Source organism: Mixta mediterraneensis (assembly GCF_030283135.1).
Classification (GTDB): Bacteria; Pseudomonadota; Gammaproteobacteria; order Enterobacterales; family Enterobacteriaceae; genus Pantoea; species Pantoea mediterraneensis.
Map to the genome: position 1 here is coordinate 1 of NZ_JASUAZ010000045.1, position 21,845 is coordinate 21,845.

Genomic DNA, 21,845 nt, shown 5'->3' on the forward strand with positions numbered 1-21,845 from the left:
TATCACATCACCGCTGAGCTTTATAAGTAATTCCTCGTCAACTGATTGACGAACCCTTTGGCTCCGCTCGCCGGAGCCCTTTTTCGTGTTATTTGATATTGAAATGGAGCTGACCCTCCAGCTCCTCTTCCGCTTCATCAAACAACAAAATCAGCGCACCGTAGCGCCTCTTCTGCCCCTTTCCAAGGTTCACGAACTCAATTTCCAGTGGCATTGGCAATGTTTCACTCGTGACGATACTCCACAGCCCATCCAGATCGCAGATACGCCGATCGTCTATGGCAAAGCGTTCGCTGAACTGGCGAAAAAAATGGGCCTGATCAACGATTTCATTGAAGTCAAAACGCTCGATTTTCATGTGAACAGCTCCCATCTTCCTGCTTTGGGCGACATTTTTCGCCGCCCGTTGATGTGAAACTAGTTTAAGCCGCCCAAATGTAATGCTTTAATTTCCAGATACTCTTCTATACCGAGTACTGACCCTTCGCGTCCCAGCCCTGACTCTTTTACACCGCCAAACGGTGCCAACTCGGTCGATACCGCACATTCGTTAATGCCGATCATGCCGCTTTCCAGCGCCGCTGAAACGCGGAATACGCGCTGCAAATTCTGCGTATAGAAGTAGGCTGCCAGGCCGTAATCGGTTTCATTAGCGCGACGGATGACCTCTTCTTCATCATCGAAACGGAAACAAGCAGCCACCGGACCAAAAGTTTCCTCCTGCGCCAGCTGCATGTCCTCATGCGCGTCAGCAATCACCGTGGGTTGCCAGAAATTGCCGCCCAACGCATGGCGGTCGCCGCCTGCCAGCAGTTTGCCGCCTTTGGCTACTGCGTCTTTAATATGCTGTTCCACCTTTTCCACGGCGGATTTTTCGATCAGCGGCCCAACAATTACCCCCTCTTCCATACCATTACCGACTTTGAGTTTTTTCACTTCATCGGCAAGTTGATTCACGAAACGGTCATAGATGGCGTTGTGAATATAGAAACGGTTAACGCTAACGCAAACCTGCCCGGCATTACGGAATTTGTTGGCAATCGCACCTTTAACGGCTGCGTCAATGTCCGCATCGTCGAAGACGATATAAGGTGCATTACCGCCCAGCTCCATCGACACTTTCTTCATTGTCTCGGCGGCATTACGCATCAGCAATTTGCCGACTTCAGTAGAACCGGTGAAGGAAATTTTGCGTACAGCTTTGCTGGCCATGATCGCGTCGCTGATGGCATGCGTGTCGCCTGCAACGGCATTTAATACGCCGTCCGGCACGCCGGCTTTTTTCGCCAGCGCCAGCAGCGCAAACGCACTCAGAGGTGTGTTGTTGGCGGGTTTGATAATCCCCGTACAGCCCGCAGCCAGTGCCGGGCCTAGTTTGCGCGTCAGCATAGCCATCGGGAAATTCCACGGTGTGATAGCCGCAACCACGCCAATCGGTTCACGCGTAGCAAGAATGCGTGATCCCGCTTTAGCCGGTGGGATGATTTCGCCATTAACGCGCTTGGCCTGCTCGGCAAACCACTGGATAAAACTGGCGGCATACTCTACTTCACCTTCCGCTTCTTTTACCGGTTTGCCCTGTTCGGTGGTCATCAACTGGCCGAGCCAGTGTTTATTTTCAATCATCAGCTGATACCAGCGATTCAGGATTTCGGCGCGAGCTTTGGCCGTTTTCGCCCGCCAGGCAGGAAAGGCCCGTTGCGCAGCCGCAATTGCCTGTTCGGTTTCGCTTTTACCGGCTTTCGCTACCTGCGCGATAACTTCGCCAGTGGCTGGATTGGTTACGTCAAAGGTCGAAGCGGCGGTGTGCCATTTGCCGTCGGCTAAGTAGCCAGTTTGAAAAAATTCGCTGTCTTGTAGTGAAATACGCATTCATTTGCTCCTGTCAGATTTACTTTTCGTCAGGAAAGTATAGTTGGCAAAAGCGACAGGTTTTGTGACGGGAAGGCATTGCACAGGCCGCTGCTGAACACAGCGGCCAGATTCAGATTTGAAGTAGGGTATTTTGGTATTTACTCAACATGTCTGCCAGACGTTTAACCGGCTCTGTGACGCTGACAGGCGCCTCGTAATGCATCAGCTTTTCCTGATAAACGTCCAGTTCTTTCAGCAAGCGTTCGAAATAGTGACGACGTTTGTCATCGCTTCCGGCGGAAATGACCCGATCTGCGGTGTAACGAAGCTGACGATGGAAAGCCGACAAATCGGCATTAATCGGTACTTCCGCGTTGCGTAAACGTTGGTGACCGATAATCAGCGTCAGCGCGATACGGTATTTATCTATATCGCCAGGAAACAAATTCAACAGCAGAAATAGCTGCTGATAGAGTGCAGGCAGATGATTTTCACGACGACGCGCCTGATTGGTGGTCATTGCCGACACTGCCGCATACATAAAGCGGTTCAGTAACTTACGGCCAGTGCGCGCTTTCGATTTATCACGAATCAGCAGGATCACGGTCATTGCCACGAAGCAACCGATAACCTGCCCTAACACATTGTCGAGGAAAACATTGAACTGGAACTGCATCGGATTATCCAGCACCAATACGTTGATGCTGCCGATCAATGCACCCAGCGTTCCGAGCTGGCGGCGCTGAACGAAGATGCCGCCGATAAAGCCCAGCAAACCGATGGCGATACACAATAACAGGGCGCTCTGCTGCGTGGCGGGCAACACATACATAAAGTAAAGCGCGCCAAGCGGCACGGCCACCGTCATGCCATACAGAAAATCTTTCGCCATCATCAGCGGGTTCGGCATACGCATCGCCAGCGCAGTAATTACTGCCAGCATGACCATGCAACCACTGCCAGACGTCCAGCCGGTATATAGCCAAAACAGCGAGCCCAGCGCGGTAGCCACAAAGGTACGAATACCATTGATCGCGGCGTGATGAGTTTCAGCCGAACGCGCCTGAATCACCACTTCACGCTGTAAAATTTCCTCTTCGATCGTCGTAATCCAGCTATTACTTCGGATACCATTGATCAGCAGTAAATATTCCGTTGCTGCGCCGACCCAACTTGCCAACGTTAGCGGTGAGGTTTTGCTACTGATGCCGAGCACCCGGCGCATAATCTTCATGCGCTTATGTACGTCATCAACATTTTCAACATCTTTTTCAATCAGCAAACGATACTGTGCGGCAATGTAATCAGGGCGTGTATTCTGGATAAGAAAGGTTTCTGCCGCCTGGGTTATCAGCGTCAGCGATAAGGTGTTGAGCATTTGCAGACGGCGATTAGCGTTCTGCCAACGCGAGGATTCCATCATGAGCTGGCTGCGCATGTTGTTGAGGGCAGTCGTGCGACGAACCAGCTCTGCCCATGCCTTATCCACTTCTTCTTTATTACTATGCGCGACGCACAGTTGCAGCAATTTGTAATGCGCCACCAGCAACGAATCCACTTCCTGATCGATCACTTTCTTAATCGATCGCGGCGAGAAGATCATATCAGCAAGGATCGCGCATAAAATTCCTAAAACGATTTCGCTACAACGCTCAACCGCATATTGCGGTGCCAGCATCAGGCCGCCGCTGGCATCTGCGGTCACCACAATAATCAACGCGGTGTAACCGGCTAAACCGAGCGCGTAGGAATTTTCAACTTTAATCAGTGAAGAAAGCCAGACGCACAATCCGGCCCATATGCAGCACAACAGCAACATAACAACCGGTGCGCGTACTGTGGCAATCATGATAGTAAGCGCAGCAATACAGCCAATAAAAGTACCGATAATGCGCAAAATACCACGATAGCGCAGCGCGCCTGAATAAGGATCGCCACCCGCCGCAAAAGCGGTACCACCCGCCACGATCCCGGCGGTCATGACTGCCCAACGCGGCGTTTCAAGATTCAGATGAAAGCCAATCATCAGCGCTGCTACCAGCGCGAAGCATAGCTTTATCGGGAAACGCAAAAATTCGATCATAACGCTTAGCCAAACTCACGCAGGCGATTAAACAGCCGGGTCATCGGCGAGACGTTAGTGTGCTGCCGATCGTTTTTACCTGTAATCACCACCGTGGCGGTGGTGCCTGCCGGGAAGCGGTTACCCGGTTGCTGATCAAGACGAATACGCACCGGCACACGCTGCGCCAGACGTACCCATTCCAGATTCGAATCTATGGTTGCCATGCCTTTGGTGTCCACTGAGCTGCTGCTGTTAGTCACACCCGCCGCTATGCTGTCAACCGTGCCGTGCAGTACCATATTGCTGCCCAGTGGCGTAATTTCAGCGCGAAAGCCTGGCCGTACACCCCGTAATTTGGTTTCTTCCAGATAGGCCAGTACATAGAATGAACGCTGCTGTACCAGCGCAACCGCCACCGAACCGCGTGTAATGTATTCCCCTTCGAACACATTGAGATTCGTTACCCAACCGTCGGACGGTGCTTTGATCGTAGTGCGGTCAAGGTCGATTTTCGCCAGGTCACGCGTGGCGACAGCTTTCGCCAGCTGGTGCTCACTGGTTTGCAAATCATTGTTTGCTTGATCAATAGCTTCACGCGACATTGCTGTCGTGCCCAACTTATTGCGACGCCCTGCTTCACGACGTTTCTCACTGACCAATGCCTGATAATACTCAACGTCAGCCTGGGCTTCATCTAAGGCTTTTTGGTAGCGTGGGCGATCAACGACAAACAGCGTGTCGCCCTTTTTCAATAACTGGTTGTCGTGGATCGGTACATCCGTGATTAAACCGGTGACATCAGGCGATATCGCCACAATATCAGCAGCAAATTTAGCATCACGTGTCCAGGGCGATTCGGTATAGAACACCCAGGCGCGGAAAATAATGACGATGGCGATGATGACCAGCAGGATGGTAATCGCGTATCGCGCGATTTTTCTTATGAGCGCTTTCACTTAAACCTCAGACAAATAGACGGGATACAACATAAAACACACAGCAGTAAAGCGCTGTGTTAAAAAGTGCCGGATGCCAGACAAGATCATAAATACCGCTGGGCGTCAGCACGCGTTTCACTAACCAAAAAAGCATGAGTGAAATGATCAATTCAATGAATACGGGCGGGAAAGAGAGCCCAAACACGACAAATACCGGAAGCACACTCATCAGAAATCCTTAGTTCGACCTTGCCGGGATAATCCGTTGCCTGACTGATCGCATCATAATAGTGGCATGACACAACAGTGGGTCACCACATCCGAACCACAGATGGCTTAATAATAGCGTATCATCGGATGACATCAGACAATGAAGAACCACCGGGAAATACCCCGGCGCGCTTATAGTAACGTGCTTAACTATACGTTTTCTACAGAATGTGAACTAAATCACTTTTTAGCCAGAGTAAACAATGGAACGACTAAAAGGCATGTCCATCTTCGCCAAAGTGGTTGAATTGGGTTCGTTTACCGCCGCCGCGCGCCAACTCCATCTTAGCGTGTCATCTATCAGCCAAATCGTTGCAAAACTGGAAGATGAGCTTCAGGTGAAATTGCTTAACCGCAGCACACGCAGCATTGGGCTTACTGAAGCGGGCAAAATTTATTATCAGGGCTGTCGCCGCATGCTGGCAGAAGCGATGCAGGTCCACGAACAGCTTTATGCTTTTAATAACACGCCGATTGGCGTGCTGCGCATTGGCAGCTCTTCGACTATGGCGCAAAACGTACTTGCAGGCATGACCAGCGATATGCTGCGTGAATACCCCGGCCTGAGCGTGAACCTTGTTACCGGTATTCCTGCGCCTGATTTGATCGCTGACGGGTTAGATTTAGTGATTCGCGTCGGCACGTTAAAAGACTCCAGCCTGTTTTCCCGTCGCCTTGGTGCTATGCCGATGGTAGTGTGCGCGGCGAAAAGTTATCTGGCGCAATACGGCACGCCAGAGAAACCCAGCGACATCGACAATTTTGCCTGGCTGGAATACAGCGTGCGCCCCGACAATAATTTTGAACTCATCGCCCCCGAAGGACTGGTGACGCGTTTATCGCCGCAGGGCCGCTTCGTTACCAATGACTCCCTGACGTTGATTCGCTGGCTAAAAGCAGGGAATGGCATCGCCTATGTCCCCATGATGTGGGTGGCTGAAGAGATAAATGCAGGCGAAATCGATATTCTATTCTCGCAATACCAATCCGATCCGCGCCCGGTTTATGCGCTGTATACCGAGAAGGATAAGTTGCCGCTTAAAGTGCAGGTCTGCATCGATTATCTGACAGAATATTTTGAGCAGGTCGCCGAGCAATATCAGCAGCACCGTAAAAGCTAACAACCCGCCAGTTGGCGGGCTGTCAGATGTTTATCAGGCGGTACCGCCGATGGTAAGTTTATCTAGTTTCAACGTTGGCTGGCCTACACCAACCGGTACACTTTGTCCTTCTTTACCGCATACGCCGACGCCTTTATCCAGCGCCAGATCGTTACCCACCATTGAAATCTGTTGCATAGCTTCAATGCCTGAACCGATCAGCGTCGCACCTTTCACCGGCCTGGTCACTTTGCCCTTCTCAATAAGGTAGGCTTCGGAGGTAGAGAACACGAACTTTCCAGACGTAATATCAACCTGACCGCCGCCGAAGTTCGGCGCATACAAACCGTATTCAACGCTTTCGATGATTTCCTGTGGCGTAGATTGTCCCGCCAACATATAGGTGTTAGTCATACGTGGCATAGGCAGATGCGCGTAAGATTCGCGACGACCATTACCCGTTGGATTCATGCCCATCAGGCGAGCGTTGAGCTTGTCCTGCATATAACCTTTCAACACACCCTTTTCGATCAGCACGTTGTACTGCCCTGGTACGCCTTCATCGTCTACCGACAGCGACCCGCGCAGGCCATCAATGGTGCCATCGTCAACCACCGTACACAGATCGGAAGCGACCAGCTGACCCATTTTGCCACTGAATACAGAGGTGCCACGGCGGTTGAAGTCGCCTTCCAGGCCATGTCCGACCGCTTCGTGCAGCAATACGCCCGGCCAACCTGCGCCTAACACCACCGGTAAGGTTCCGGCAGGTGCCGCCACGGCAGACAGGTTTACCAGTGCCATGCGCACCGCTTCGCGCGCCCAGACATCAGCACGCACATCGCCGCTTTCGTCGGCAAGGAAAAATTCATAGCCTTTACGCGCACCTCCGCCACTTGAGCCGCGTTCGCGCTTGCCGTTATCTTCCACCTGAACGCTGATGGAAAGGCGTACCAGCGGGCGAACATCCGCCGCCAGCGTGCCATCGGTTGCGACAACTAACACTTGCTCATATACGCCGCTCAGGCTGGCATTCACTTCCTGCACCCGCGGATCGGTAGCACGCGCAACCTGGTCCACCCGATGAAGCAACGCAATTTTATCTTCACGCGTCAGGCTGTTCAGCGGATCAACAGGTGCATACAGCGAGCGATTAACCACCGCCGACAAGGTATGTGCTTTGCCATTACCTTGCTCACGCACGATGCTGCGCGCCGCTTCTGATGACAAACGCAGCGCATTCAGCGTAATTTGGTCAGCATAGGCGAAACCGGTTTTCTCACCGCTAACCGCACGCACACCTACGCCCTGATCGATATGATACGAACCATCTTTGATGATTTTGTCTTCCAGCACCCAGGATTCGTGAAAGCTGGACTGAAAATAGAGATCGGCATAATCCAGACGACGTTCTGAAAGCTGCCCTAACAGGGAAAAAAGGTCCTGCTGATTAATGCTGTTAGCAGTTAGCAACTGCTCACTTACCAGGTTCAGAGTCATCGTTTCTCACTCATTATGTGCTCGGATAATCATAGCCTGCGGTAATTCCAGTACGGCGTCAAATTCACTTGATAGCGTTTTCACGCGGTTTGCGTAGCACTTCATTGATTTCCGGTTTATCCAGCGGGCCGCTGATGTGGTAACGCAGCAGCGATATTTTATTCCACAGCGGGCCTAACACCTTACTGGCGGCAAAAACCGCCGCGCCCACTACCGGGTTAACCACAAAGGCGGCAGCGACCCCCACCGAAGCGGATATTTCCGGTGCCACTACCGCTTCCATATCAATCCGGCGCTGTACTAAATCCATTTTACCCTGCATAGCAATGTCGGCTTCCAGCCCATCCACCAGCAGGTTATCGGTGCGCATTACGCCATTTTCAATCCATGCCGTGCCGTTGATCGAATCGAAATAGAAACCTTCATTAAAGGTGTCGCGGAAATCAAAGCGTAACTTGCGCAGCAGCGCATCGAAGCTCATCAGTCGTAATATTTGCCCTGCAGCACCGGTATTTACGTCCGCGATTTGGCCTTTGCCAAAATGTGTTTTCAATGTACCGCTCAGCGTTTCTTCTGAAGGTTGCCACGGCGCTGCACGCCAGTGCAGATCGTACTCAATGTTGAATGGCGCGTCGCGCAGCGGTGTATTCACACCAAACCAGTTGGTCGCGTTATTAATGTTCTGGCCTTTTAACGTGCCTTTCAGCGAGGTGCGTTGATCATTCGGTCGGTTAACCCATTCGCCCTGTACTTTCAGTTGCGTATTACCGGTATCCACTGAACCGTTAGTTAGTGCTAACGTATCGCCTTTGGGTTGCAGCATTGCCTGCATGCGTCCATATTTCTGTCCCCGGATCCAACACTCAGCGCAGCGTATTTGTAACGTCGGCCAGTTACTAAAATTGATCGCGCTGGATTGCGACTGCGGGGGTTTGCTTTGCGCCGGGCTGTTTCCCCATTGCGGATTGTAATAAAGGTAATCCAGGGCAATTTGCCAGGGCGCGAAAGAGGAGGTAGTCAATCGTCCCTGAATTTCTTTGCCCTTTACTGAAACCTGAGTGCTGCCGCTTATCCCTTCCGTCAGCGTAGCATCAATATCATGCCATTGTTGCCCTGCCAGCGTGACCGCCGGGCTGCGCAGAAGGATGTTGCCTGGAATAGTTGCGCCGCCGATCTGACGTGTGCCGGGTGTCCCGGCACTGCCCGTAGCCATTAATGCTGCCCAGGCTTCGCCATCCATCGCCGGTAAGTTCAGCACCATGCCAGATTTATCAGGCAAGGCTGGCAGGCGTTTCGCATCGTTTAACCAGATACCGCGATCGATACGCAGCTGCGGCTCCAGCAGCCAACGGCTATTGAAGCGATGACGCTGATCAACGCTACCGCCCAGGACGAAACTGTGTAAATCGCCGCTGACATTAATAGCCACCGGCATCGCCTCACCGGCCTGCTTATCTAATGGTGCAGGTAAGCGACTGCTTACTTCTTTTGCTTCACCCTTTAATGCAACGTTGTAACGGGCGCCACCTTTGTGCGGTAAGGTAATATCGACATTACCCTGCCACGGCACATGACCGCCAAGCTGACTGCGGAACTGCTGGGGAATTTGTGTCATTTTACCCGGCTGCCAGTCACCCAGCAGTTTGACGTTAACACCAAAATCATCCGGGTTTTCCGTAGTACTGAACGTGACACTGAGCGGCTGACCAAACCAGCTCGCCTGCATTTCGTCACTTTCCAGATTACCGTTGTTGTAACGGAATCGGCCGCTCAGGTTCGTCAGCGTGGTGTTGAGTGGTTTAATGTGCAATGAATTATTGTTCATCACCACATTGCCGCTGGCATGCACCAGCTTGCCATCTAATGGAATATCCAGATTGAGATGTCCGCGCGTGTTGCCCTTAATTTGTAATTGCTGCAATGCCGCGCCCAGCGAGTTTTGCAACGGCGTTTGCTGAAAGTAGTCGGCAATCTGGTTGCCTTCACCACTGATGTCGCCATCGATAATCAGCTTTTCTTTGAGGTAATCTGGGATGATGGCGCTAATCGCGCGTACATCAACCTTGCCCAGTTTTGCAGCAGGCGCGTTCATCCACAAGCCGTCATTAATAAAGTTAAGATCGATAGCAAAATCGCTGATGTCCGGCCAGTCAGGCTGGAAAGCGTAGGTGGCCTGGCGCAGCGGCACCCACACCTGGAACATGCCGTCGTTGTGCCTGAAGGGGAACAGTTTGGGATTACCGGCAAACAGCAGCGTCGCGTTATCGACCTTGCCGCCTTTGATTGCGTTGCTGAGATAATGGGTTAAACCGTGTCCCATTAAAGGAACCGGGAAATAGCGCCAGGCATCACCGGCATCGGTAACACGAATGCCAGCCAGAATATCCAGCCGCGGCTCGCGCCCGTTGTTTTGTTGATAACGGAAGCCGCCGTGCGCCCACAGTGATCGCGCCTGTACATCGAGATCCTTGCCATCCAGCGTTAAGCCATGTCGATCACGTAACCAGCGCATTGATCCCTGAATTTGATGGATTTCCAGAGGCGCCTGGAACATGTTGCCATACGGCACATCAGCGCGGCCCATATCGATTTTCACCTGACCATTCGCCAGGCTACCACGCGCTTCACCACTCAAATGGCTGATGCCCGGCAGCAGCTTCCAGGGCTGCCAGCTAAAGTCACGCCCTTTCACCAGCATACGCGTCTGGTCCGGCTGCTGTAAGGGAATATCCAGTGCCAGCCCTTCGATGATGCCTTGCGGTTGTAGGGCGCGCCAGTTATCAAACAGCGCGGGCGATAATGGCGCGAACAACGGCACCAGCGGCGCAATATGCTGTAAATCCAGCTGGGTAGCACGAACACGCACTTCCGCCTGCCGATCCGCGCCCAGCAACTGCGGATCCTGAGGTTGCCATAGCAGTGAAAAATGTCCGGCAGGCCACGGCTCGCCGTCAGTACTCAAACGCGTTTGCGGCACATTAACCACCCAGCCGTTTTGAAAGCGCGAAAGATGCGCGGTCAGGCCATTAACCTGTAACTGATGTGGACCGCTTTCGCCTCGCCAGTTGGCACCCCCTTTGCGCAGCAGGAGATCGCCTGCGTAGATGTCACCGCCACGCAGACTGACCCACGCAGCAAGGCTAAAACGGGCGCTGACGAGACGGGTATTGTCGCGCATCCAGCGTCCCAGCCATGGACGAACGTCAACATCGTCCGCCTGCATCCAGATGCGTCCGTCGTTGAGTAAGCCATTACTGTCGTTGAGGTCGAGCCGCACCTGCACCACGCCGTGCTGGCCGGTAAAGCTGGAAAGACTGACTTCTCCTTCAGCGCGGTGACGCGTTTTCTCGTTGACCCAGGTGAGCTTTGGAATCGCCAGTTCGGCATGTTGACCAGAAGGCGTAAGAAAACGAATGGTGCTGTCACGCAGATCAAAATGGTCAAACTGGCGTAAAAAGAGTTGGTTGATCTGGCTTGGCCTGAAGCTATTTTTTTGTTCATCGCTTGTCAGCAGCGGATGATTACTGTTGAGATGCAATTGCCAGAAGGTGAGATTGCGAAACTGCCAGCGCCAGTGCAGCAAAGATTGCCAGACATCCAGCGCAAGATTGACGCGAGCAATAGTGAGTTTTCCGCCATCCTTCATCTCAACATTGAGATCATGGATTTGCAGGCTGGGGCCAAAGTTTTCCCACTTGCCATGCAGCTTCCCCGCGCTAAACGGCAGACCGCTGGTCCTGGAGACGAACAGCATAATATTGCTGCGGTAGCTGTCGAGATGCGGCATCACCAGACGCAGCCCACTGACCAGCAACGCGATAATCACGATGATTGTCGCAACCAGCAGTAATAATATCCTCGGCAACTGCCTCACTCACACCTCTCCTTGCCTTCCGCGAACGACGGAGAATGATTCTCATACCCGACCGTCTACAGACAAAAATAAGCGGTATGAATTTGCATTCTAACCTAAACCGGGATGCCTTTTTAGCCTGATGTTGTGCCCAGGGCCAGCATTAACAAGACGCTACATCATCACAACGTCGAACTGCTCCTGGGTATAAAGCGCTTCGACATGCACTTTGACCTGCTTGCCGACAAAGATTTCCACTTCAGCCAGCGCATGTGATTCATCAGTTTTTAACGCTTCGCCAACGGCTGGCGAGACATAAACCAGAAAGCGATCCGAATCATAAGCATGATGGACGCGTACAATTTCACGCATGATTTCATAGCAGACGGTTTCGACCGTTTTCAACGTGCCGCGGCCTTTGCACACCGGGCAATCTTCACACAGCACATGCTCAATACTTTCGCGTGTGCGCTTGCGTGTCATCTCCACCAATCCGAGCGCAGAAAAACCGTTAATGCCTGTTTTCACGCGATCTTTATTCAGCGCACTTTCCAGGGAGTGCAGCACGCGGCGGCGATGCTCTTCATTGCTCATATCGATGAAGTCGATGATGATAATGCCGCCAAGATTACGCAACCGCAGCTGACGCGCAATCGCCTGCGTTGCTTCGACGTTAGTATTAAAGATGGTCTCATCAAGATTGCGATGGCCGACAAACGCGCCGGTATTAATATCAATGGTGGTCATCGCTTCGGTTTGATCGATGATCAGATAACCGCCAGATTTTAGCTCAACCTTACGATCCAGTGAGCGTTGGATTTCGTTTTCCACGTCGAACAGATCAAAAATCGGCTGCTTGCCATTGTAGAGCTCCAGCTTGCTGGCCATTTCCGGAATATACTCGCTGGTAAATTCCACCAGCAAATCGCAGGTCAGACGGGAATCGACACGAATGCGATCCAGCGCAGCGCCAGCAAAGTCACGCAGAATGCGTTGCGCCAGCGCCAGCTCGCCGTAAAGCAGGCAGCGGGTTTGGTTACGTTTTTTACGCTCGCTGACTTTGGTCCACAGGCGTTTCAGAAAAGCGGCGTCTTGCGCGAGCTCTTCGTTGCCGATGCCTTCTGCGGCGGTACGAATAATAAAGCCGCCGAGGTCGTCACAATAATCCGCGACGACAGCCTTCAGGCGTTCACGCTCGCTTTCACTTTCGATACGTTGTGATACGCCCACATGCGACGCGCCTGGCATAAACACCAGGTAACGTGATGGCAAAGTAATATCAGTCGTCAGGCGCGCGCCTTTGGTGCCGAGGGGATCCTTTACCACCTGCACCATTAAATCCTGGCCTTGGCGCACCAACTCAGCAATATCGCGCACAATGAAATTTTTCTTCTCGTCCCCCGCCACACATTCGGTATGGGGCATGATGTCAGAGGCATGCAAAAAAGCCGCTTTCTCCAGCCCAATATCAACAAAGGCAGCCTGCATGCCGGGCAATACGCGACTCACTCGGCCTTTATAAATGTTACCGACAATACCGCGGCGCGCCTCGCGTTCGATATGGATTTCCTGCAGGATACCGCCGTCAATGTAAGCCACGCGCGTTTCCGATGGCGTGACGTTGACCAACAATTCGGCCGTCATGGTTGACCTCTTAAGGCTCGCAGTGACTGAAAATGGTTGAATAACTCTCCTGTTTCAACCAAAGGTAATCCGACAACCGCGTGGTAGCTTCCATTAATTTTTCGGACAAAGTTTCCACCCCTGCCCTGAATGCCGTATGCCCCGGCTTTATCCATCGGCTCGCCGGTCGCAATGTATTCACTAATATCCGCCGCGGTTAGGCTGCGAAATGTGACATCGGTCGTGACCAGACAATCTAATGCCTGCTGGCGATCGGCCAGCGCCACAGCGGTCATCACCTGATGTGTTTGTCCTGAGAGCTTGCGGAGCATTTCAGCAGCGTGTTCAGTATCGCGTGGTTTTTCCAGCACTTCGCCATTTAACACTACGATAGTATCGGCGCCTAGCACCGGTAAACCATGCTCTGCGGCTGCAACGCCAGCGTACGCTTTTTCGTTTGCCAGGCGACGAACATACGCCTCAGCCGCTTCATTCGGCTGACGCTGCTCTTCAACGTCGGTGACGAGTCGTTCAAACGTGAGGCCAAGCTGAGTCAACAGTTCACGCCGACGCGGTGAACCGGAAGCCAGATAAAGGGTTACCATAAATTTCCTTATTGAACAGCAAACTGACGACGAATCTTTCTCATTAATAAGAATAGCCAGGGCCAGAGAATACCGTCGACGACGCTGCTCCAGAAAATTTCGGGTCGAAATGAGACGTTGATCACTAAAAATTCCGCCCAGAATACAATCACATCCACCGCCAGCGACAGCACCATAACCATTAACGCTTGCTGCCACAACGCTAAGTTGCGGAAAAGTTGGAATTTAAAGGCAACCAGGTAGGCGATGATACTCAGCGCTAAGGCGCGCACGCCGAGCGTGGAACCGGCGATCAAATCCATAATCGCACCCAATAAAAAGCCGCTACCAACGTTAACCCGGTGCGGTAGCGCCAGCACCCAGTAAATAAGAATCAACAAAAGCCATGAAGGCCGGAACATATAGATTTGTTCCGGCCAGGGCATGATTTGCAGGACAAAGGCAACCAGAAAGGACAGCCAGATCACCCAACGACCCTGGCTGCGATACCGACTCAAGGCTGACCTCCGCGTGAGGGAGCTGGCGAACCTTGTGCGCTGCTTTCACTGCGTGCGGGTGCAGGCGGGCCCATTTGCGCGGCAGGCGCGGGAGGACCCATTTCACCGGCAGGGGGTAAAACCTGCGGCATCATTTGCATCAGCCGCTCGTTAGCAACGCGATGGACTTCATCCGGCGCCATGGGCATATCGCCATTACGATCGGCTCCCCACAGCAGCAGCAGATAACGCAGACGCTGCAGGCCAGCGGCTGGACGCGCCTGAATGACGGTATAGGCGCGTTGCGTATCAACCTTCACGGAAGAAACCACCCCAACCGGATACCCTTCAGGGAAACGCCCACCCAGCCCTGAGGTAACCAATACATCGCCTACGCGAATGTCGGTATTGCCGGGCAAATGCTCAAGCTGCAAATCTTCGGAGCAGCCATTACCGGCGGCAATAACACGAATATCGTTTCGTAAAACCTGTATCGGCAGCGCATGCGAAGCATCGCAAATCAGCAACACGCGGCTGGTCATTTGCCCAACGGCGATGACCTGACCCACCACACCTTTATCGCTGATAACTGGTTGGCCTTCATAGACCCCGTTAATGCTGCCTTTATCGATAACCACTTGATCGGTATAAGGATCGGTCCCGGTAGAAATCACCTGCGTCACCATCTTCTGCTCATCCTGACGCAGCGGCGAACCTAACAGTTCACGCAAGCGCGCATTTTCCTGCTTATATTGCCCCAGCATCAGCAGGTCGCTATTTTTCAGGAAGAGTTCGCGACGTAACGCTTTGTTTTCCAGTTCGAGCTGCTGGCGAGATGCCAGCGTTTCTGATACGCCATCAAGCAGCTGGCGCGGCCCGTTGGCCAGAAAGTAAAACGGGCTGACCGAGGTATCCAGATAGTTGCGTATTTGGGTAAATGAACCCACACGGCTGTCGGCAATAATAATGGCAATTGCCACGATCACCGCCAAAAAAAGACGCAACTGCAGGGAAGGCCCCCTGCTAAAAATCGGCTTCATATAATCTGCGTGTTCCTCGACAACAGATAAGGAAGCACAGTCAATACCGTACTTCCCTGGGCTGGACGCATCTGACCGACGCGTGTAGCGCCAGCTTACACGCTACTCCCTGCGCATGATAGTTAACGGTCTCAGCCGGTTGAGACGATTATTCTTCGCTGAACAAATCGCCGCCATGCATGTCGATCATTTCCAACGCTTTACCGCCACCGCGCGCTACGCATGTTAATGGATCTTCTGCGACAACGACCGGAATGCCGGTTTCTTCCATCAACAGGCGATCCAGATTACGCAGTAGCGCACCGCCGCCAGTTAATACCATGCCGCGTTCGGAGATGTCAGACGCCAGTTCTGGCGGGCACTGCTCCAGCGCGACCATTACCGCACTAACGATACCGGTCAGCGGTTCCTGCAGCGCTTCGAGAATCTCATTGGAGTTCAGTGTAAAGCCGCGCGGTACGCCTTCTGCCAGATTACGGCCACGTACTTCAATTTCACGCACTTCATCGCCTGGGTAAGCTGACCCAATCTCATGCTTGATACGTTCTGCGGTCGCTTCACCAATCAGTGAACCGTAATTACGACGCACATAATTAATAATAGCTTCATCGAAACGGTCACCACCGATACGCACCGAGGAGGAATAGACCACGCCATTCAGGGAGATCACCGCAACTTCTGTGGTGCCGCCACCAATATCCACCACCATCGAACCGGTCGCTTCAGAAACTGGCAGGCCCGCACCGATAGCGGCTGCCATTGGCTCTTCGATCAGAAACACTTCACGTGCGCCTGCGCCTTGTGCAGATTCACGGATGGCGCGGCGTTCTACCTGCGTCGCCCCCACCGGCACACAGACCAGCACTCGCGGGCTGGGACGCATAAAACTGTTGCTATGAACCTGCTTAATAAAGTGCTGTAGCATTTTTTCGGTGACGAAAAAATCAGCGATCACGCCATCTTTCATCGGACGAATGGCAGCAATATTGCCCGGCGTACGGCCAAGCATCTGTTTTGCGTCATGACCGACGGCCGCAACACTTTTCGGTGAACCGGCTCGATCCTGGCGGATAGCAACCACGGAAGGCTCGTTCAGCACGATGCCTTGTCCTTTTACATAAATCAGGGTATTCGCGGTACCCAGGTCAATGGACAAGTCATTGGAAAACATGCCACGAAATTTTTTAAACATACTAAGGGATAATCCTGCAAGCTGGGGGCGGAAAATAAAATCCGCTTACTTTACCAACCACACGAAGCTGCCACAAGGCGCAAAAACGTTCTGCTTCGGTGAAAAAATACGCCAAATTGCGTTTAAATGATCTGTTAGAGGCATCAGCATGAGCGGAACGGCGAAACCACGCCCTGTTGACCGCTTTTAAACCTGTTTCCTTAAAGGTATTTCGACATAAAATTTAACATTTCCGGCTCAAAATTCTGGGTCCTGAGCCACGCTCATTAATTAAAAACAGCGCATAAATGCGTTAAAACGACGCAACGCGCTAAATACGATAACGTTGAGAATACTTTTTCACGTTACTGTTTACCGGTTGAGAGGGCGCAAAGAAATCGCCCTGCCCCCCGGCCACGCCTAATCCCACCAGGGTTTGCCACTCAGCACGGGTTCGAACGCCTGCGGCAAAAACCTGGGCTCGCGTCGATTTACATACTTCTATTAAATTCTGCACAAACAGCTGGTTTTCAGTGCGACGCTCAATATTGCGAACTAAGCCGGGATCAAGCTTGATCAATTCCACTGGCAATTGCCTGACATAGGCGCTGCTGACTACCGTTAATCCCGCCCGGCTTACCGCAGTCCGGCAACCAAATGCGTTTAATGCGCGGAAAACCGGTGTTAAGCGATTGATGTGTTGACATACATCCGCCTCGGCAAGTTCAAATAAAAATCGCTTTCTTTGTCCTTTTGGGCATTGCAGCAGCATATTTTGCAGCCAGAGCACAAAAGGACGCTGTAATAGTGAATCAATATTTACTGGCATGACCAGCGTCTCTTCTGGCCACCACTCCGATAAAGCCGCGATACGCGTTACCAGTTGCTGATCCCAATGTCCTGCCATGCCTAACTGCTGCACTAGTGGCATATATTCCGCTGGCAGCAGCTCTTTATCACCGTCAAAGATACGCGCCAGCATGACACGATGCTGTACTTTACCTTCCTTGTTTACCGCCGGTTTTTGATACAAGCGCGGACCGCCACGGCTTAGTGTGTTTTCCAGCAAGCTACGCCAGCGCACACTACCGCGTCCGGCCTCCAGCGGATTGTCTTCACCATTTAACCAGTTATTGCCGCCGAGCAAAGTCGCACGGCGGGTCGCCATTTCGACATTATCCATCACTTGCGACACGGTTTGACCGCTGTGCCAGGCGCTGATACCGATGTGGATTAAATCGTCGCGGTTCACCATTCGCATTGGCGGTAGTGAATCAACGGCATTAATTAATTTATCAGCGATGCTATTCGCTTCTTTTAAACTTCGATGCGGTAGCAATACGGCAAAATCACTGCGGAAATAGCGTGCCAGTAGCGCGCCAGGGTAGCGCAGCACAAAAGTCGACAGCATATTCACCAAATCGAACAGATATTCTTCAACTATCGATGGATTCAGTTCGCCGCTAAGCGTATCCAGATCGGGCAGACGCACCATCATCACTACGCCATGTGTCCCCACCGCCTCCTGATCTTCAAGCAGCGTGGCTAGCTGATTATCAAAAAACAGCCGGTTATTTAGACCGGTTCGGCCATCCTGAGCGACAAAAGTACGTATTAAGATATCGATACGCAGACGCTGTTCACTCGCTTCTTGCAGCTCACCCAGCAATACATCCAGTGCACGGCTGGCCCTGGGCGGCCATTCATCACTTTTTTTCTTATCTGTTATCTGACGATCGCCGTTAATAATCGCTTCTGCGCGTACTTCAAGCTGTTCCATGCCACGCCATTGTCGGGTTAACCAACGGTGCATCATCAGCAATAGCAAACTCATCACCAGCACCACTGACAATAACGCGCCAAGCGTGTAAGCCGCCGTGATCGAGCGCAGCCAGGTTTTTGCCGGATCGAGTAACAGAACGCGCAGCTTTACCCCTGACTGATGGATTAGCGGGACGTCAAACTGGATAAAACGATTGGGCTCATTCTCAATCATTTGATGTTCCTGACGTGAGAGCATGAGCAGCGTATGGCTACCGCTATGTAATGAAAGCTGTTCAGCATTCATTACCGGCATCAGTCGGGATAACCAGTCATTAAGCTGAGCGGGCGTCTGGACGAGTAAGGATTTATCGACTTCGGTGGCCAGTACCTGCACGCGATTTTCAACCCGCTGGTTATTTAACCAAAGAACGCTAAAAGCACAGCCTACCAGCATGAGTAACATCGCCAGTACACTAAGAAATGTAATAAACGCAGACAGTTTGGTGGTTAATCGCATCCCTGTGCCTGTAATACGAGGGTAATGACCGGATCTCGTTCCTGTATGGCATCGCCGAACCGGGCTGATGAAATCGCGAGCAAAATAGCATAATTTGCGTCAGGCGACAGCGTGGCAATGCATGATAAGCCAGTATACCGCTGACAGATGACAGCGGGTGTTTATTGTGGATTTTTTCGGCGTATTCTCATTGGCAGCGTTTGCCAGGAAATTTCGCATTTTGGCGAAAAAATTCGCCAGCGCTCGCGATATTCGTCATGTTAAAAGCAAATCGAGTCTGGAGAAGGCAGCATGAAACCCACAAATAATCTGACCGAAGCCGACGTCACCCCCGAAAGCATCTTTAATATGCAACGCCGTCAGGTGTTAAAGGCGTTGGGTTTAAGCGCCGCCGCCATAAGCGTACCCGGCATCGCTAACGCGGATATTCTCAGCTGGTTCAAAGGTAACGATCGATCAGCTGCGCCAGCTGGCCGCCCGCTGGATTTCACCAGGCCGGCACAATATCAGGCGGACCTGACCTTAACGCCCGAATCGAAGGTTTCTGGTTACAATAATTATTACGAATTTGGTCTGGATAAAGCCGATCCTGCCGCGAACGCGGGCACACTGAAAACCGAACCGTGGAAGCTTGTCATTGATGGCGAAGTCGCTAAGCCAGTTACGCTGGATATGGACGAGATTTTTAAACGTTTTGCTATGGAGCAACGTATTTATCGTATGCGCTGCGTCGAGGCCTGGTCAATGGTGGTGCCCTGGGTCGGCTTTGAGTTAAACAAACTTCTCCGCCTGGCGGAACCCACCAGCAATGCACGCTTCGTCGCCTTTCAGACTCTGTATGCTCCCGATCAAATGCCGGGCCAAAAAGACCGCTTTATTGGTGGCGGGCTGAACTACCCTTACGTTGAGGGTCTGCGTTTAGATGAAGCGATGCATCCCCTTACTCTTCTCAGTACCGGTGTCTATGGCAAAGCCTTACCCCCACAAAACGGCGCACCGATTCGCCTGACCGTACCGTGGAAGTATGGATTCAAAGGCGTTAAATCCATTGTCAAAATTACCTTAACGCGCGATCAACCACCGACAACCTGGAACCAGATTGCCAGCGATGAATACGGGTTTTATGCCAACGTGAACCCCCATGTAAATCATCCACGCTGGTCACAAGCGACTGAACGTTTTATTGGCCCTGGCAGCGCCCTGAAGGTTGAGCGTCAGCCAACGCTGTTATTTAACGGTTATGCGGAGCAGGTAGCATCGCTCTATCATGGTCTCGATTTGCGGGAGAATTATTAAGTGCGACTGTCGATTAAGCAGATCACCTGGCTAAAAGTCGTGTTGCATCTGGCCGCGTTACTGCCGCTGGTTTATCTGTTTCTGGCGGCCAGCCAGGGTGGGTTAAGCGCCGATCCGGCGAAAGATATTCAGCATTTTACCGGTCGCATGGCGCTGAAGCTGTTACTGGCCACGCTGCTGGTTTCGCCGCTTGCGCGCTACGTGAAACAGCCGCTATTCATTCGCACGCGCCGTCTGCTTGGCGTCTGGACATTCGCCTGGGCCTGCTTACATTTGCTGAGCTATTACCTGCTTGAGCTCGGCGTGGATAACCTGCGTTTGCTGGGAAGCGAATTAGTCTCCCGCCCCTACCTGACGCTTGGGATCATTTGCTGGCTGATACTTTTGGCGCTAGCCGTCACCTCTTTCCGGTTTATGCAACGCAAACTCGGCAAGCGCTGGCAAACTTTGCATAACTGTATTTATGTCGTGGCTATCCTCGCCCCCATACACTATTTGTGGTCGGTGAAAGTTGTGTCGCCGCAGCCCCTGATTTATGCCTTTATCGCAGCACTGCTGCTCGCGTGGCGTTACAAAAAGTTTCGCAAATGGTGGCCCTTTTAACCCCGCCTGAGTTGTTTTTCTCATTTACTCTCTGATAAAAGATGTCTCCTCCGATCAACTTCGCAGATAAGACCAGTATTTTGCTGCGAATTGCCACGAAACGGATATAATGCCCGGCTTTATTGCAAACCATGACTTCTTTTTGGCCCTGATGGGTGACAAACGAAGAGAGGCAAGGTATTTTACGCGATTCCTCAATGATTGCGGGAGATAGCAGCAAGATGGCACATAAATTACACATTCTGCTCTTAAACGGACCTAACCTTAATTTGCTAGGAACGCGTGAGCCTGAAAAATACGGTCATACTACGCTAAGTCAGATTGTCAGTGATCTGACGCAGCAGGCCAGTCAACTGAATGTAACGCTGAGCCACTTGCAATCCAACGCTGAATTTCAGCTGATCGATCGCATTCATGAGGCCAAAGGCAATGTGGATTACATTATTATTAATCCTGCCGCGTTTACGCACACCAGCGTAGCGTTACGTGATGCTCTGTTGGCGGTCGATATTCCGTTTATAGAAGTGCATCTCTCAAATGTGCATGCCCGCGAGCCCTTCCGTCATCATTCCTGTCTTTCTGATGTCTCTGCTGGCGTGATCTGTGGGCTTGGCGCCGACGGCTACGCATGGGCTTTACAAACGGTAGTAAAACGCCTGTCTCAAACAAATTAATCAAACTGAGTACGGAACCCCACTCATGGATATTCGTAAAATAAAGAAACTGATCGAACTGGTTGAAGAGTCTGGCATCTCTGAGCTGGAAATCTCCGAGGGCGAAGAGTCCGTTCGTATCAGTCGTGCACCTGCAAATGCGGGTTATCCGATGATGCAGCAGGCTTATGCTGCTCCGATGCCACAACCTGCCCTGGCTACCGCTGTCGCACCGGTTGCGACCGTAACTGAAGTTGCGCCTGCGGAAATCAGTGGCCACATCGTTCGTTCGCCAATGGTGGGAACGTTCTATCGCACCCCAAGCCCGGACGCGAAAGCCTTCGTTGAAGTAGGCCAGAAAGTGAACGCCGGTGATACCCTGTGCATCGTCGAAGCCATGAAAATGATGAACCAGATTGAAGCAGATAAGTCTGGCGTGGTGAAAGCGATCCTGGTGGAAAGCGGTCAACCGGTTGAATTCGACGAGCCGCTGGTCGTCATCGAATAACGAGGCGAA

Annotated in this window: 18 protein-coding genes; 5 read left to right on the forward strand and 13 right to left on the reverse strand. The window is 52.1% G+C overall.

What is annotated here, in order from left to right; all coding sequences use genetic code 11:
• Window positions 1-88 precede the first annotated feature (88 nt).
• The 5 genes from QRY16_RS18300 to aaeX all read right to left on the reverse strand — a co-directional run bounded on the left by QRY16_RS18300 (window position 89) and on the right by aaeX (window position 5,086).
• Entirely contained in the window at window positions 89-358 is a 270-nt protein-coding gene (locus QRY16_RS18300) for a barstar family protein (protein ID WP_238939007.1), read from the reverse strand.
• A gap of 59 nt (window positions 359-417) precedes the next feature.
• Window positions 418-1,872, reverse strand: coding sequence for an NAD-dependent succinate-semialdehyde dehydrogenase (locus QRY16_RS18305; RefSeq protein ID WP_193405684.1), 1,455 nt, complete (start codon window positions 1,870-1,872; stop codon window positions 418-420).
• Window positions 1,873-1,984: 112 nt separating this feature from the next.
• Window positions 1,985-3,937, reverse strand: a complete 1,953-nt coding sequence (aaeB, locus tag QRY16_RS18310) for a p-hydroxybenzoic acid efflux pump subunit AaeB (RefSeq protein WP_289777612.1) — start codon at window positions 3,935-3,937, stop codon at window positions 1,985-1,987.
• Between the two features lie 5 nt (window positions 3,938-3,942).
• A complete protein-coding gene (gene aaeA, locus QRY16_RS18315; RefSeq protein ID WP_193405682.1) occupies window positions 3,943-4,875 on the reverse strand; it encodes a p-hydroxybenzoic acid efflux pump subunit AaeA in 933 nt (310 codons plus the stop codon).
• 7 nt (window positions 4,876-4,882) lie between these two features.
• Window positions 4,883-5,086 (reverse strand): p-hydroxybenzoic acid efflux pump operon protein AaeX, encoded by a 204-nt coding sequence (gene aaeX, locus QRY16_RS18320; RefSeq protein WP_193405681.1) that lies wholly within the window; start codon window positions 5,084-5,086, stop codon window positions 4,883-4,885.
• A gap of 244 nt (window positions 5,087-5,330) precedes the next feature.
• Here aaeX and aaeR point away from each other — a divergent pair, with 244 nt between their 5' ends.
• A complete protein-coding gene (aaeR, locus tag QRY16_RS18325; protein WP_289777613.1) occupies window positions 5,331-6,248 on the forward strand; it encodes an HTH-type transcriptional activator AaeR in 918 nt (305 codons plus the stop codon).
• 33 nt (window positions 6,249-6,281) lie between these two features.
• Here the strand turns inward: aaeR and tldD are convergent, their stop codons facing one another.
• From tldD to csrD, 8 genes are all read right to left on the reverse strand, one after another.
• The gene (gene tldD, locus QRY16_RS18330) at window positions 6,282-7,727 is read right to left on the reverse strand and encodes a metalloprotease TldD (protein WP_289777614.1); all 1,446 of its coding nucleotides are present in this window, start codon (window positions 7,725-7,727) and stop codon (window positions 6,282-6,284) included.
• Between the two features lie 64 nt (window positions 7,728-7,791).
• Entirely contained in the window at window positions 7,792-11,601 is a 3,810-nt protein-coding gene (gene yhdP / locus QRY16_RS18335) for an AsmA2 domain-containing protein YhdP (protein ID WP_289777615.1), read from the reverse strand.
• 153 nt (window positions 11,602-11,754) lie between these two features.
• Entirely contained in the window at window positions 11,755-13,224 is a 1,470-nt protein-coding gene (rng, locus tag QRY16_RS18340; RefSeq protein ID WP_193405677.1) for a ribonuclease G, read from the reverse strand.
• Window positions 13,221-13,808 carry a Maf family protein gene (locus QRY16_RS18345; RefSeq protein ID WP_289777616.1) on the reverse strand — a complete coding sequence of 196 codons (588 nt, stop codon included), beginning with the start codon at window positions 13,806-13,808 and terminating at the stop codon, window positions 13,221-13,223. Before QRY16_RS18345 ends, rng begins: the two co-directional genes overlap by 4 nt.
• A gap of 8 nt (window positions 13,809-13,816) precedes the next feature.
• On the reverse strand, window positions 13,817-14,305 hold the full coding sequence (gene mreD / locus QRY16_RS18350; protein ID WP_193405675.1) for a rod shape-determining protein MreD: 489 nt from the start codon (window positions 14,303-14,305) through the stop codon (window positions 13,817-13,819).
• Window positions 14,302-15,324 carry a rod shape-determining protein MreC gene (mreC, locus tag QRY16_RS18355; RefSeq protein ID WP_289777617.1) on the reverse strand — a complete coding sequence of 341 codons (1,023 nt, stop codon included), beginning with the start codon at window positions 15,322-15,324 and terminating at the stop codon, window positions 14,302-14,304. The genes mreD and mreC overlap by 4 nt, the downstream gene beginning before the upstream one ends.
• 148 nt (window positions 15,325-15,472) lie before the next feature.
• Window positions 15,473-16,516, reverse strand: coding sequence for a rod shape-determining protein MreB (gene mreB, locus QRY16_RS18360; protein WP_003855260.1), 1,044 nt, complete (start codon window positions 16,514-16,516; stop codon window positions 15,473-15,475).
• Between the two features lie 310 nt (window positions 16,517-16,826).
• Window positions 16,827-18,776, reverse strand: coding sequence for an RNase E specificity factor CsrD (gene csrD / locus QRY16_RS18365; RefSeq protein ID WP_289777618.1), 1,950 nt, complete (start codon window positions 18,774-18,776; stop codon window positions 16,827-16,829).
• A 291-nt stretch (window positions 18,777-19,067) separates the two neighbouring features.
• On the opposite strand from csrD, the gene msrP reads away from it, so the two are divergent.
• From msrP to accB, 4 genes are all read left to right on the forward strand, one after another.
• The gene (gene msrP / locus QRY16_RS18370; RefSeq protein ID WP_193405673.1) at window positions 19,068-20,072 is read left to right on the forward strand and encodes a protein-methionine-sulfoxide reductase catalytic subunit MsrP; all 1,005 of its coding nucleotides are present in this window, start codon (window positions 19,068-19,070) and stop codon (window positions 20,070-20,072) included.
• Window positions 20,073-20,675 (forward strand): protein-methionine-sulfoxide reductase heme-binding subunit MsrQ, encoded by a 603-nt coding sequence (msrQ, locus tag QRY16_RS18375; protein WP_289777619.1) that lies wholly within the window; start codon window positions 20,073-20,075, stop codon window positions 20,673-20,675.
• 221 nt (window positions 20,676-20,896) lie between these two features.
• Window positions 20,897-21,349: a type II 3-dehydroquinate dehydratase gene (gene aroQ / locus QRY16_RS18380; protein WP_289777620.1), complete on the forward strand. Its 453-nt coding sequence runs from the start codon at window positions 20,897-20,899 to the stop codon at window positions 21,347-21,349.
• Window positions 21,350-21,374: 25 nt separating this feature from the next.
• Entirely contained in the window at window positions 21,375-21,836 is a 462-nt protein-coding gene (accB, locus tag QRY16_RS18385) for an acetyl-CoA carboxylase biotin carboxyl carrier protein (RefSeq protein WP_193405671.1), read from the forward strand.
• The last annotated feature ends 9 nt before the right edge of the window (window positions 21,837-21,845 follow it).

What these genes read in the sequence shown, in the direction of transcription:
- QRY16_RS18345 (WP_289777616.1), bottom strand. Translation starts at nt 13,808, where the DNA reads ATGGTAACCCTTTATCTGGCTTCCGGTTCACCGCGTCGGCGTGAACTG.
- rng (WP_193405677.1), bottom strand. Translation starts at nt 13,224, where the DNA reads ATGACGGCCGAATTGTTGGTCAACGTCACGCCATCGGAAACGCGCGTG.
- aroQ (WP_289777620.1), top strand. Translation starts at nt 20,897, where the DNA reads ATGGCACATAAATTACACATTCTGCTCTTAAACGGACCTAACCTTAAT.
- aaeX (WP_193405681.1), bottom strand. Translation starts at nt 5,086, where the DNA reads ATGAGTGTGCTTCCGGTATTTGTCGTGTTTGGGCTCTCTTTCCCGCCC.
- csrD (WP_289777618.1), bottom strand. Translation starts at nt 18,776, where the DNA reads ATGCGATTAACCACCAAACTGTCTGCGTTTATTACATTTCTTAGTGTA.
- mreB (WP_003855260.1), bottom strand. Translation starts at nt 16,516, where the DNA reads ATGTTTAAAAAATTTCGTGGCATGTTTTCCAATGACTTGTCCATTGAC.
- aaeB (WP_289777612.1), bottom strand. Translation starts at nt 3,937, where the DNA reads ATGATCGAATTTTTGCGTTTCCCGATAAAGCTATGCTTCGCGCTGGTA.
- QRY16_RS18305 (WP_193405684.1), bottom strand. Translation starts at nt 1,872, where the DNA reads ATGCGTATTTCACTACAAGACAGCGAATTTTTTCAAACTGGCTACTTA.
- tldD (WP_289777614.1), bottom strand. Translation starts at nt 7,727, where the DNA reads ATGACTCTGAACCTGGTAAGTGAGCAGTTGCTAACTGCTAACAGCATT.
- msrP (WP_193405673.1), top strand. Translation starts at nt 19,068, where the DNA reads ATGAAACCCACAAATAATCTGACCGAAGCCGACGTCACCCCCGAAAGC.
- QRY16_RS18300 (WP_238939007.1), bottom strand. Translation starts at nt 358, where the DNA reads ATGAAAATCGAGCGTTTTGACTTCAATGAAATCGTTGATCAGGCCCAT.
- mreC (WP_289777617.1), bottom strand. Translation starts at nt 15,324, where the DNA reads ATGAAGCCGATTTTTAGCAGGGGGCCTTCCCTGCAGTTGCGTCTTTTT.
- aaeR (WP_289777613.1), top strand. Translation starts at nt 5,331, where the DNA reads ATGGAACGACTAAAAGGCATGTCCATCTTCGCCAAAGTGGTTGAATTG.
- accB (WP_193405671.1), top strand. Translation starts at nt 21,375, where the DNA reads ATGGATATTCGTAAAATAAAGAAACTGATCGAACTGGTTGAAGAGTCT.